Genomic DNA, 12,448 nt, shown 5'->3' on the forward strand with positions numbered 1-12,448 from the left:
ATGAACACTCATTTAAGGCCGGTAGAGGAACAAGACGGCTATTTAGCGTTAGCTTATACTTTATTAGAAGAAGCCTACAATAATAGGCATGGCAAAGCTTTAAGATTTTTGTTTGATTACTTAGCCAAAGAAGAAGCCGATGATGAGAACGATGAGGAAGAGAACGCAGAGGAAAATGAACCAATCACTGTAAAACCTGCCCCAAGCTCTGCTAAAACTAAGACGGAGGAGAAGAACCATCATCAAGATAGGCCGGAGAGTAAAGATAAGCAGCCGGCCGAACCGGCGGCTGTAGATTTAGCCGGCGACATACGGCAGATGGTAAGCGAGATGCCCGATGATTTAAGAGAATATTTAACGGAAACATTAGTAACAAAAAATTAAAAAGTTTTATCTTCCAATTCTTAATTGTTAGTTTTTAATTATTAATTTTTAACAAAGAGCAACTCGTAAATGTTATGCCCTTTGGCTAAACCTTTTTGCTCAAATTTAGTTACACTGCGCCATTCTTGCGGCGGAGAGTACCCGCTATATTTATTAATTAACAAAGGCTCGTTAGTTAAAGTGGTTAAGATATGCTCGGCATAGTCCTGCCAATCGGTTACCACATAAAGGTAGCCATCTTGTTTTAAATGCCGGGCTAAAATATTAACAAAGGCCGGTTGTAATAAGCGTCGTTTATGGTGGCGTTTTTTGGGCCATGGGTCGGGGAAAAAGATATGCACCCCATCTAAACTATTAAGCGGCAGCATATTATTAAAAACAGGCACGGCATCGTGGTTTATTAAATATAAATTATCAATTTTTTCTTCGTCAATTTTCATTAATAAATGGCCCACGCCGGCCGGGTAAACCTCTAGGCCTAAATATAAATTAGCGGGGTTAGCTTTGGCTAGGGCTAAGGTAGCGGCTCCGTTACCAAAACCAACTTCGGCAATTATGCGGCTAGCTTTAAAATAATTGTTATAACAAATAAACCCTTCTTGATAGTTAATTAAATATTTGTTTAGGCTAGATAAAGCTTTACGTTGGCCTTGTGTGGTATAACCACGCCTAACAAAACTTTTAATATGGCTTTTTTGTTCTTCATTTTGCATTTAGTTACTATAGCAAATTTTAACCAATAATGCTATACTTAAGAAATGAAGCAATATAAAACATCGCTAGGCAAAGCTATTCCGCTAGGCGGTACTATCGTAAAAGATGGTGTCAACTTTGCCCTTTTTAGCCGTAACGCTACCGAAGTTTCGCTTTTACTTTATGATGAAGCCGATAGTTTACACCCCAGCAGCGAACTTTGTTTTAACAGCCATCTTAACCGTACCGGCGATATTTGGCATATTTTGGTAGAAGATTTAACTTTTCCTATCTACTATAATTACCGTATTAACGGCCCTCATAGCCAGCACGACATACTTAACGGCCACCGCTTTGATAATACCAAACAACTGCTAGACCCTTACGCTAAAGCCGTAACCGGCGGCTTTAAATGGGATTTTAACAACAACGGCCCGTGCCCTAAAGGAATTATTTTAGCCAACGATTTTGATTGGCAAGACGATAAACAGCTGCGGATACCGCTGCACAAAACTATTATTTACGAAACTCACCTTAAAAGTTTAACGGCTTTAGCTAACGTTAAATACCCGGCCAGCTATTTAGGGGTAACCGAAGTTATTCCTTACTTAAAAGAGCTGGGTATTACCGCTATCGAGCTGCTGCCGGTTTTTGAGTTTAACGAAGACGAATACGGCCACATCAACCCTTTAACCGGCGAGGTTTTAAAAAATTACTGGGGTTACTCTACTATGTCATTTTTTGCGCCGCACGGCCGTTATGCCGCCAGCGGACAGCTGGGCGAGCAGGTAAACGAATTTAAATATATGGTGCGCGAACTGCATAAAGCCGGCATCGAGGTTATCCTTGATGTAGTGTTTAACCATACCAACGAAGGCAACGAGCGCGGCCCTACCGTAAGTTTTAAAGGTATTGATAACTCGGTTTATTATATGCTTTACGATGATAAACGTTATTACTGGAACTTTTCGGGCTGCGGCAACACCTTTAATTGTAACCACCCCGTTGTGGCCGAACTTATTATTGACAGCCTGCGTTATTGGTACACCGAAATGCACGTTGATGGTTTTAGGTTCGATTTAGCCACCATTATGATGCGCGACCAAAACGGCCACATTATGGATAAATCGCCGCTGGTTACCCGTATCGGCGAAGACCCCGTCCTTAAAGACTGTAAAATTATTGCCGAAGCTTGGGATGCCGGCGGCGGCTACAAAGTGGGTAATTTTCCGCACCCGCGTTTTGCCGAATGGAACGACCGTTTTAGGGACGAACTGCGCCGCTATTGGCGCGGCGACAACGGCCTTTCCGGCATTGTAGCCACTCGGCTGGCCGGCAGTAACGACCTTTTTGCTAATAGCGGCAAACAACCGTTTAGCAGCATTAACTTTGTTACCTGCCACGATGGGTTTACTTTAAACGATTTGGTATCTTATAAAACCAAACATAACGAAGCTAACGGCCAAAATAATACCGATGGAGCTAACGAAAATTACAGCAGTAACTATGGCAGCGAAGGCCCCAGCGATGATATTATCGTTAATAATTTAAGACAAAAACAAAAGCGTAACTTTTTAGTTAGCTTAATCTTAGCGCAAGGTGTGCCTATGCTGCTAGCCGGCGATGAAATTGGCCACAGCCAGCAAGGTAACAATAACGCCTATTGTCAAGATAACGAAATAAGTTACCTAAGCTGGTTGCCCAATAAAATTGACCAGCCTTTACTGCGTTTTTATAAAGCTTTACTGGCCTTTAAAGGGCAAACGGCTGCCTTACAGCGGCAAAGCTTTTTTTTAGGTGATAATTGCAATAGCAGCCGCTTTAAAGATATAATTTGGTATAACCCCGATGGCAGTACCCCTAAGTGGGATAATTTAACTAATACTTTAAGCTGCCGTATCTCGGGGGAGACGGCGATTACCGGCGAAGAAGATACCGGTGATATAGCTTTCTTTTTTAACCCCACAGGTAAAGAGATTACTTTTATTTTGCCGCCTTTACGTGCCGGCCACCATTGGTTTTTAAAAATTAACACCGCCGAAAATTCGCCTAAAGATATTTATGACGGTACCGGCCCCATTGTTAGTTACTCTTTAATCGTAAAAGACCATTCGGCCGTAGTATTACAAAGCGGGCAAAATGATTAAGGGTTAAAGCGATGGCTTTAACCCTTAAGTTACACTTGCTTAATAAATTGCCGAGCCGCCTTAGCGGCACGGCAATCTACCCCACTATTAGGCATCATCGTCTTCATCTGTAAAGGCTACCGGGTCTTCACTGGGTACACCATTAATATGTACGACCTCAGTGTGTAAGTAATCGATAAAGTTAGGGCTAAACACATTGGCAAACCATAACTGTAACTGTGGGTCGCGGCCAATACGGTTAAAGGTAATGCCATGTCCCGGTGGCGCATCGATAGGGAAAAACACTAATTCGTAACGTTCTATTTCGTAATCGCTATTAAAGTGTACATTCATAGCTAACCGGCCTTCGCCAATAAAGTTAGTACTAGCCCTAATTACCCTAGCATGGGTGGTGCGGTCTTGTAAAAATTCTATCGTAATTTCTTCGTGGTCATCTAAATACATAACCTCAATCCAAGTTAACTGTAAAGTTTGCCAAAGCCGCTCTTCTTCGTAAGTGCGTGCTCCTACCGCCGTTGCTAAAGTTAAAACCAAACCAAATAGTGCTAATTTTTTTAGCATGTAATTACCCCCTAATAATTTTAACAAATTTTTAATTAAAGTAAATGATAAAAGTACCGATACCCTACCATTAATTTTAAGTGTACTATAACTTTTAGGTAATGTCAATCAATTAATATAACTTACACCAAATTTATTAGCCTACTTTTTTACGCACCAGTTTGGTGGTGCGGTCTTCTTCTATCTTTAATTCGTACTTGTTTTTATTTTCGCCTTGCGAAAGATAATCGTACAAATTTTTAAAGCCGTACTGACTAATATGAAAATCGGCTTTAATGTTTTTTAAATAAATACCTAAGTTGCTAAAATAAACCCATTCATCGCCGCTTTTTTCGGCTAACCTATCTATAGCCCGTTCGATAAACTCGGTAAGTTTAAAATTACTGTCTTGTTGGTTATGCTCGGTGTCTAGTTCGGTAAATTCATCAAAAGTATTCATAAAGTTAGCTTTAGCTTTGCCTTTTTCGCTAAACCCTATACAATAAGGTCCTTGCTCTTTAATATATTGGATAAGGCGGCCAAAATCGCTATCGCCCGAGACTAAACAAAAACAATCTACCCGCTCTTTAAATAATAAATCCATCGCATCTATCACCAAAGCAAAGTCCGAGATATTTTTATCGCCTTTATACCTAAATTGCTGAATAGCCATCAGTCCTTCATCGCGCACCGCCCGCTTCCATTCTTTAATTAAAGGATAGCGGCTGTCATCGCTGCTCCAATCGGCGTAAACGCGCTTAACGGTTACCCGGCCGTAAAGGCCAACTTTTTCAAGAATTTCTTTAAACCAGCGGGCTTGTACGTTTTCGGCATCTATCAATATAGCTATATTTTTAAAGTTGTTTTCCATAGGTTTCTCCTATAATAACCGGTTAGTTACCGTTTTAGTTTAACAGCTTTGGGTAAAAAAAGCTACCGGCAATTAGCTTTATTAAAATAAGATTAAACCTACCTAAAATATAATTTTTTTTAAAAGTAGCCAAAGCTAACAAAGTATGGTAAAATAAAAATAATGACAACTAACAAAGAACACCTATTACCCTTAAATACCTTAGACGACACCGTTAAGATAATACAAGCCCTGCTAAGCCGCGAACTTAAGGTAATGACGTTAAGCGACAAGCAGCCTAATTTGAGTAAATCCACTACGCACGATAAAATTTTTACGCCCGATGACAAACGTGCGCCCATTTTTAGGTTAGGAGAAGAAAGCGATAACACCACTAAAGAACATTTTTGGACGCTGGGTCTAAACGATAACTTAGAGATTTGTTTTATAGATTTAATCGCCACCGGCAATAACTTAAAGGTAGAGGTAAAGCCGCGTATGGCCTTTAGGGGCTTTAATTACTATAAAGCCGATAAAGCTATTTTTGTACATAACCATGTAAATAACCTTAAGCCAAGCTTTAGCGAGCCCGATAAAAAAGCTACGGTACTGCTTATGCGGGCCGGTAATTTGGTAGATATAGAGGTGATAGACCACATAGTGCTAAATAGGAACTACGAAATGGCCAGTATGCTTAACCTAAATATGATAGACGGCTTGATGGGCCGCGCCATTTTTGCCGATTTAGAGGTAGAGCAGGCAGCCGAAGTGGTTTCTAAACTAACGGAAGAAGTAGATTATCATAAAGAGACTATCTCTCATCAAGCCGAAGAAATTGCCCGCCTTAAAGAAGAGCTGGCTAAAAAATAAACACCTATAAATAAATAGATAGATAGCAAAAGAAATGGTAACTATCCGGCTATAGGTACTAAAAGTAAAAATAGGCCGCCAATCCCCTTCGCCGGCACAAAACCATAGGTTTTGATTGTATGAGCAAACGGGGTAGTGGAATATAAGGGCATAGGTTTAACTCCTAGTAGTTTTTCTTCTCTCATCTCTTGAGCGTGGTTCTCTGTTTTATGCTATAATAGCTGTACAATGCTTTTGTATTATTTAAATTATTTAAAAGGCCAAAGCTATAGCGCCCACTCGCTGCGCGCCTATAAAAAAGATATAGAAAACTTTTTAGCTTTTATCGGCACGGCCGCTAATCTAGCCGCCCTTACCCATAACGATGCCGACCGCTACATTATGCACCTTAAGCAGCTGGGGCTGCAAAACCGTAGTATTAAGCGCCATCTTAGCAGCATTAAGGGGTACTTTAACTACCTAGAGCGGCACGGTAAAATAAGCCAAAACCCTTTTGCTTACACCTTGCCCTTAAAGGCCGCCTTTAGGCTGCCTCATTATTATTTTTATAACGAAATTGAAAATATGTTAAATAGCTGTACCAATGATAATTTAGGCCGGCGCGACCGCGCTATCATCGAGCTACTGTACAGCAGCGGCCTGCGTGCCTTCGAGTTGGTAGAACTTAACAACCATCACTTTGCCACCAGCAGTATGGCCATTATTAAAGGCAAAGGCAGCAAGGATAGGTACGTTTTTTTAACCGGCAAAGCTAAAGAGGCGCTGGCTGACTATCGCTTAGTACGTATGGGGTTAGCCGCAGAGGGCGAGCAGGCTTTATTTGTTAATAACGGAGGCGGCAGGTTGACGACACGCGGTCTTTACCATATAATAAAACAATACGAAACCAGCTTAAGTTACGGGCGTAAAGTTGGGGTGCATATCTTTCGGCACAGTTTTGCCACCCACCTTTTAAATGAAGAAGCGGGCTTGCGGCAGGTGCAAGAGCTATTAGGCCATGCCAGCTTAAGCGCCACGCAGGTGTACACGCACCTTAACACCGATAGGTTAAAGCAGGCGTACAGGCAGGCGCACCCGCATGCGCGGGTGAAGAAGGAATAGCAAAGGATAAATAGTGCTAAAAACAGAGTTTAAACAATTATTTACCAATTTTTGTAATGAATTGAGTAGTTATATTATGGACAACGCTCAGAATTGGACCGTTAAAGGTTTTATTGATAGCTCTCAAAATATTTACACTATTTCACAGGATACCAAAATTATCTCTAAAATTCTAGAAATTCACTTGTTCCCAGAATTGATAAAGTTTGCCCATAGCATAGGTTATGATATTATTTTACCTAACCATCAAAATTATTATCCCGATTTTTCTTTTGTGAGCAAAAATAATTCTTCTGTTAAGTTTGCGGTAGACTTGAAAACAACTTACCGTAATGAAGGCGGTATAACTTGTAACGGGTTTACACTAGGCTCTTATGGGGCTTACTTTAAAGATAAGACAAGTAGTAAAAATATTCAATTTCCTTACCAGAGTTATAACGGCCATTTTTGTTTAGGTGTTATTTATGATAGAAACTTAAATACCAATGAACGGGAAGTTTTTTGTTTAGAAAACTTAGATACTATCACTGCAGTAATTTCCCATCTGCAAATTTTTTTTGCCGAAAAATGGAAAATTGCTTCCGATAAACAAGGTTCAGGGAACACAGCCAATATTGGTAGCATTAAAAAAATAGCTAATATTGTAAATGAACAAGGAACTTTTGCCCATTATTCGGAAGAACTTTTTGACGACTACTGGATAAACCACAAACAAATTAAACTAACTAACGGCAAAACCATTTCTTCATTAACAGAATTTTTAGCGTATCGAGGTATGAATGTTAAAAGTTAAAATACCTCCTTTAAAGATACAAGGAATTAAGTCGAAACTAGTCCCATCTATAACTCATTTAGCTTTGCCTAATATCGATAAAAATACTACGTGGGTAGAGCCTTTTATGGGGTCGGGTGTAGTTGGCTTTAATATGTCTCCTCAAAAAGTTATTTTTGCCGATACAAATAAAGATATTATTACTTTCTATCAAAGCATTCAACAAGGAACTATCACCCCACAAATTGTTTACGATTATTTACAAAAAGAAACCCTTTTATTAGCTTGTCAAGGTGAAAGTTACTATAAACTAAAACGTGAACAATTTAATGAGGAACGTAATCCACTCGATTTTTTATTTCTTAACAGAAGTTGCTTTAATGGCATGATGCGCTACAACAGCAAAGGAAAATTTAACGTACCTTATTGCCATAAAAATGAACGCTTTAGCAAAGCTTATATTACTAAAATTACTAATCAAATTAATTGGGTCTATCAGCTTATTTATAAAAATTATCATTACACCTTCCTTTGTGCCGATTTTAGAGAAGCGCTAATAAATTTACCTAATAATCATTTTATTTATGCCGACCCGCCTTACATAGACCGTTATAATGATTATTACAACAACTGGGCAGAGCAAGATGAGCTAGACTTACATAAACTTCTCAGCAAAACAAGTAAATTTTTACTTTCCACTTGGCATAGTAATCGTTATCGTACAAATACTTACATTGACAACTTGTGGCAAAATTTTAATTTAACAACTACAGAACATTTTTACCATTTAGGGGCTAAAGAGATAAATCGTGTTGCCATAAATGAGGCTTTAATTTATAATTTTACTAATGATACGCAAATAGAAAAAAAATTAATTGAATTACCAAAAATCGAGCAACCTCTTCTTTTTAGTAAAGTAGGTTAAGAAATAAAGGAGAACAACTAAATGCAACTACACGCAACCACCATACTGGCCGTACGCAAAGACGGCAGAGTGGCAATGGCCGGGGACGGCCAAGTAACGGCCGGCCAAGCTACCATAATGAAGGGTAATGCCCGCAAGGTACGCAAACTCTTTGATGGTAAGGTACTATGCGGCTTTGCCGGCAGCACCGCCGATGCCTTCACCCTTGAAGAGCTCTTTGAGGCCAAAATGAAACAATTTCAGTTCGACCTCGTACGCGCCAGCGTAGAGGTGGCCAAAGAGTGGCGCAGCGACCGCATTTTACGCAAGCTGGAGGCTATGCTTTTGGTGTGTGATAAAGACAAAACCCTGCTGATAACCGGCAACGGTGATGTGATTGAGCCCGAGAAAGACTGCATTGCTATTGGCAGCGGCGGCAACTACGCTTACAGCGCGGCGCTGGCCTACCTTGATAGCGGCTGTAACTTAATCGCCCCCGAGATTGCCCGCAGGAGTTTGGCAATAGCGGCTAGCTTGTGTGTGTATACTAATGAAAGCATTGTGGTAGAGGAGCTGTAGATGAGCAATAATGATAAATATTGATGACGAGGAGTAAAATAAATATAAACCTATGGCCGAACTTTCACGTTTTTTGGGTATCATTATTAGTTTAATGTTTTTTGATAACATCAAACACCACAAGCCGCATGTTCATGTTAAATATGGTGAATACGAGGCAAGCATAGCAGTAGATGGGGAGATATTGGCTGGAAGATTACCATCTAGGCAATTTAAAATAGTTGTTGGTTGGCTTGCTACACATCAAGACGAAGTTTACGAAGCATGGAATAAAGCTATGCACGGCAAACCATTTGATAAAATTAAAAACTAAGATAAGGAGAAATGTTATGTATATAATAAATGATATAGTTTATGCAGGAGAACCTCAATCCGACATGACCGTTACCGCTATCAAGGTACTAGATGGCGGGCAACTTATTCTCACCTTTGATACCGGTGAAAAACGGCTCTTTGATATTACACCTTATCTTACCTACCCAGCTTTTACCGTATTAAAAGATGAAGCCCAATTTAAAACGGCAAGTATTCAATTTGGTACGGTATCGTGGTGTAATGGCACATTAGATATAGCCCCCGAAACTTTATACGCCAATAGCTTTAAATATGAAGAGCCAAACTCAACTCAACACCTTTAATCAATATTCATAATTAGCAAAAAATTTTCTTTAATCTTTTCTTGATTTAATTTAATTTTAGGTATACAATGTTTCTACACATTTTAAAAATGCGGAAGCCGCATTACAGGAGTAGAAACAATGCCCGAAAAAACTATGAAAGCCATCGTTAAAACTAAAGCCGAATACGGCTGCCTAGAGCTAAAAGATGTTCCTATTCCAGAAATATCCGCCAAAGAGGTACTGGTAAAGATGAAAAAAGCGGCCATTTGCGGTACCGATGTGCATATTTACAAATGGGACGCTTGGGCCCAAAAAACCATCAAGCCGCCGCTGACTATCGGCCACGAATTTGTAGGCGAAATTGTTCAGGTAGGCTCGGCGGTGGAGGGCCTTCAGGTGGGCCAGCTGGTTTCGGGCGAGGGTCATATTGTCTGCGGAAAGTGCCGCTGGTGTATCACCGGACAAAAGCACCTATGCCGCGCCACCAAAGGTATCGGCGTAAACCGCGACGGTATCTTTGCCCAGTATGCCGCCATTCCCGCCGAAAATATTTGGCTTTGCCCCGGTAACATTCCCCAAGAGGTGCTGGCCGTTCAGGACCCGCTGGGTAACGCCGTGCATACTGCCTGTACCTTTAATGTGCAGGGCGAAGATGTACTTATCACCGGCGCCGGCCCCATCGGGTTGATGGCCGTACCCATCTTAAAGATGACCGGCGCACGTAACATTGTGATTACCGATATTAACCCCGAACGCCTCGCCTTAGCCAAAGAGCTGGGAGCCACCGCTACCGTCGATGTGCGCACGCAAAAAATAAGCGATGTGATGGCCGAATTAGGTATGGTGGAGGGCTTTGATGTGGGCTTAGAGATGTCGGGCAACACCAAAGCCATCGCCGATATGGTTGATAACATGGCCAACGGCGGCAAAATTGCCGTGCTGGGGATTTTTACCGAACAAATAGTTATTGACTGGAGCAAGGTTATCTTTAGGTGTTTAACCATTAAGGGCATTTATGGCCGCGAAATGTATAACACGTGGTACAAAATGACCGCCTTTTTACAATCGGGACTAAGCGAAAAAGTGGCCAAAACCATTACCCATCACTTTGCTTTTGAAGATTACGAGAAAGGTTTTGAGGCGGCCATGAGTGGCAAAGCTATTAAGGTTGTACTAAATTTTGATTAAAGAGGATACGATGAAAACTGCATATAAATACTGGCAAGATACCACCAAAGAGATAAAAGAAGCCGGCCTATGGAAGACCGAGCGCATTATTAATACGCCGCAATCTACCCAAATTGATACCACCGCCAAACAAGGCCTTATTAATATGTGCGCCAACAACTACTTAGGACTGGCCAACCACCCCGCGCTTAAGGAGGCCGCCAAAGAAGGTATTAACCGTTGGGGTTATGGCCTAGCCAGCGTACGCTTTATTTGCGGTACACAGCAGTTACATAAAGATTTAGAGGCCGCTCTTTCAGGCTTTTTGGGTACGGAAGATACCATCTTATATTCCTCATGTTACGATGCCAACGGCGGGCTCTTCGAGACGATATTAGGAGCAGAGGACGCTATCATCAGCGATGAACTAAACCATGCCAGTATTATTGACGGCATTAGGTTATGCAAAGCCGCTCGCTTTCGTTATAAAAATAATGATATGACCGACCTTGAGGCTAAGCTACAAGAGGCACAGGCCGCCGGTCATCGTATCAAGGCTATTGTAACCGACGGCGTTTTTTCGATGGACGGTATTATCGCCAACTTAACCGGTATCTGCGACTTAGCAGAAAAGTACGATGCTATTGTCATCGTAGACGACAGCCATGGTGTAGGCGTAAATGGCCAAACTCTACGCGGCACGCACGAGCACTGCGGCGTAATAAAGAGGATTGATATACTTACCGGCACACTGGGCAAGGCCTTAGGCGGCTCCAGCGGCGGGTACACCAGCGGCAAAAAAGAAATTATCGACATTTTGCGCCAACGCTCACGTACCTATCTTTTTTCTAATACCCTTTCGCCTATCATCGCTTATGCCACCTTGAAAGCTTTACAGCTTATCGAAAGCTCCGATGAACTGGCGGTAAATCTTAAAGAGAACACCGCTTACTTCCGCAAAGGGCTAAAAGATTTAGGTTACGATATTGTCGAGGGAACACACCCCATCGTACCGGTAATGACCTACGATGAGATAGCCTCGCAAAAACTGGCCGAAAAACTGCTCGAAAAAAATGTTTACGTTATTGGCTTTTTTTATCCGGTAGTGCCAAAAGGTAAAGCTAGGGTGCGTACCCAAGTTTCGGCAGCGCACACCAAAGAACAGCTTGATTACGTGCTCAAGGCCTTTGCCGAAGCGAAATAGAATTTTTTGTGAAGTTAAAACTTTTTAAAAGGCTCTTGACCATTATTTTCTTTTTAAAAATTAATGGCCGAGGGTTTTATTGATTGCGTCATCACCGGTGGCTGCCCCCTTGCACAAGTTGGGGCCAAAGAGTAAAATATAATTATGAATTTTCCCAGTAACATCATCATCAACGGTGATTGCCCTACCGTTGAATTAGGCGCTTGGGTAGCTACTAATCCACAAAATACAGTAATAGCATTATATGATGGCGAATATTTTTGGTTTAAAACCAAAAAAGGTGAAAGTTGAATGTTACCACATATCGATTACCATATCTTTATTCAATCACTTAGGGACCAAACATGGAAAATTGAAAGATAAAAGATAGTTTAAAAAGTTTAACAAAATTTTAGAAGCAGATAATTATATAAAATAAATAGAGGAATTAACATGACCATCGACATAGAAAAACTAAGCCCTCGTCAAATTGTTGCCGAGCTAGACAAATACATCATCGGCCAAGATAGCGCCAAGCGTGCCGTTGCCGTTGCCCTGCGTAACCGCTTGCGCCGTAAGTTGTTACCGGCCGAAATCCGCGATGATTTTATCCCCAAAAATATTTTAATGATTGGCCC

Annotated in this window: 16 protein-coding genes; 13 read left to right on the forward strand and 3 right to left on the reverse strand. The window is 41.1% G+C overall.

Annotation, left to right across the window (positions count from 1 at the left end; translation table 11 throughout):
* Positions 1 to 384: hypothetical protein (locus FWE37_06965; GenBank protein MCL2520721.1), on the forward strand; the 384-nt coding region annotated here is incomplete at its 5' end.
* A 41-nt stretch (positions 385 to 425) separates the two neighbouring features.
* Here the strand turns inward: FWE37_06965 and trmB are convergent.
* Positions 426 to 1,097 (reverse strand): tRNA (guanosine(46)-N7)-methyltransferase TrmB, encoded by a 672-nt coding sequence (gene trmB, locus FWE37_06970; GenBank protein MCL2520722.1) that lies wholly within the window; start codon positions 1,095 to 1,097, stop codon positions 426 to 428.
* Between the two features lie 45 nt (positions 1,098 to 1,142).
* Between trmB and glgX the strand changes: the two genes are divergently transcribed.
* Positions 1,143 to 3,224 (forward strand): glycogen debranching protein GlgX, encoded by a 2,082-nt coding sequence (gene glgX, locus FWE37_06975; protein ID MCL2520723.1) that lies wholly within the window; start codon positions 1,143 to 1,145, stop codon positions 3,222 to 3,224.
* 87 nt (positions 3,225 to 3,311) lie between these two features.
* Here the strand turns inward: glgX and FWE37_06980 are convergent, their stop codons facing one another.
* Both FWE37_06980 and FWE37_06985 read right to left on the reverse strand, forming a co-directional pair.
* The gene (locus FWE37_06980) at positions 3,312 to 3,785 is read right to left on the reverse strand and encodes a hypothetical protein (protein ID MCL2520724.1); all 474 of its coding nucleotides are present in this window, start codon (positions 3,783 to 3,785) and stop codon (positions 3,312 to 3,314) included.
* 136 nt (positions 3,786 to 3,921) lie between these two features.
* Positions 3,922 to 4,635, reverse strand: a complete 714-nt coding sequence (locus FWE37_06985) for an NYN domain-containing protein (GenBank protein MCL2520725.1) — start codon at positions 4,633 to 4,635, stop codon at positions 3,922 to 3,924.
* 162 nt (positions 4,636 to 4,797) lie between these two features.
* Here FWE37_06985 and FWE37_06990 point away from each other — a divergent pair, with 162 nt between their 5' ends.
* The 11 genes from FWE37_06990 to FWE37_07040 form a co-directional block, all read left to right on the forward strand.
* Positions 4,798 to 5,484 carry a hypothetical protein gene (locus FWE37_06990; protein MCL2520726.1) on the forward strand — a complete coding sequence of 229 codons (687 nt, stop codon included), beginning with the start codon at positions 4,798 to 4,800 and terminating at the stop codon, positions 5,482 to 5,484.
* Between the two features lie 228 nt (positions 5,485 to 5,712).
* Positions 5,713 to 6,585, forward strand: coding sequence for a tyrosine-type recombinase/integrase (locus FWE37_06995; protein MCL2520727.1), 873 nt, complete (start codon positions 5,713 to 5,715; stop codon positions 6,583 to 6,585).
* Positions 6,586 to 6,661: 76 nt separating this feature from the next.
* Positions 6,662 to 7,378 carry an EcoRV family type II restriction endonuclease gene (locus FWE37_07000; GenBank protein ID MCL2520728.1) on the forward strand — a complete coding sequence of 239 codons (717 nt, stop codon included), beginning with the start codon at positions 6,662 to 6,664 and terminating at the stop codon, positions 7,376 to 7,378.
* Positions 7,365 to 8,282 carry a Dam family site-specific DNA-(adenine-N6)-methyltransferase gene (locus tag FWE37_07005; protein MCL2520729.1) on the forward strand — a complete coding sequence of 306 codons (918 nt, stop codon included), beginning with the start codon at positions 7,365 to 7,367 and terminating at the stop codon, positions 8,280 to 8,282. Before FWE37_07000 ends, FWE37_07005 begins: the two co-directional genes overlap by 14 nt.
* Positions 8,283 to 8,303: 21 nt before the next feature.
* Positions 8,304 to 8,840, forward strand: coding sequence for an ATP-dependent protease subunit HslV (hslV, locus tag FWE37_07010; protein ID MCL2520730.1), 537 nt, complete (start codon positions 8,304 to 8,306; stop codon positions 8,838 to 8,840).
* 52 nt (positions 8,841 to 8,892) lie between these two features.
* Positions 8,893 to 9,153: a DUF4160 domain-containing protein gene (locus tag FWE37_07015; GenBank protein MCL2520731.1), complete on the forward strand. Its 261-nt coding sequence runs from the start codon at positions 8,893 to 8,895 to the stop codon at positions 9,151 to 9,153.
* Positions 9,154 to 9,169: 16 nt separating this feature from the next.
* Positions 9,170 to 9,478 (forward strand): DUF2442 domain-containing protein, encoded by a 309-nt coding sequence (locus tag FWE37_07020; protein MCL2520732.1) that lies wholly within the window; start codon positions 9,170 to 9,172, stop codon positions 9,476 to 9,478.
* 120 nt (positions 9,479 to 9,598) lie between these two features.
* Entirely contained in the window at positions 9,599 to 10,648 is a 1,050-nt protein-coding gene (tdh, locus tag FWE37_07025; GenBank protein ID MCL2520733.1) for an L-threonine 3-dehydrogenase, read from the forward strand.
* A gap of 10 nt (positions 10,649 to 10,658) precedes the next feature.
* Positions 10,659 to 11,831 (forward strand): glycine C-acetyltransferase, encoded by a 1,173-nt coding sequence (locus FWE37_07030; protein ID MCL2520734.1) that lies wholly within the window; start codon positions 10,659 to 10,661, stop codon positions 11,829 to 11,831.
* A gap of 144 nt (positions 11,832 to 11,975) precedes the next feature.
* Positions 11,976 to 12,122 (forward strand): hypothetical protein, encoded by a 147-nt coding sequence (locus tag FWE37_07035; protein ID MCL2520735.1) that lies wholly within the window; start codon positions 11,976 to 11,978, stop codon positions 12,120 to 12,122.
* 141 nt (positions 12,123 to 12,263) lie between these two features.
* The coding region (locus tag FWE37_07040; protein ID MCL2520736.1) for an HslU--HslV peptidase ATPase subunit at positions 12,264 to 12,448 on the forward strand (185 nt) is incomplete at its 3' end.

Source organism: Spirochaetaceae bacterium, from assembly GCA_009784515.1.
Taxonomy (GTDB): domain Bacteria; phylum Spirochaetota; class Spirochaetia; order WRBN01; family WRBN01; genus WRBN01.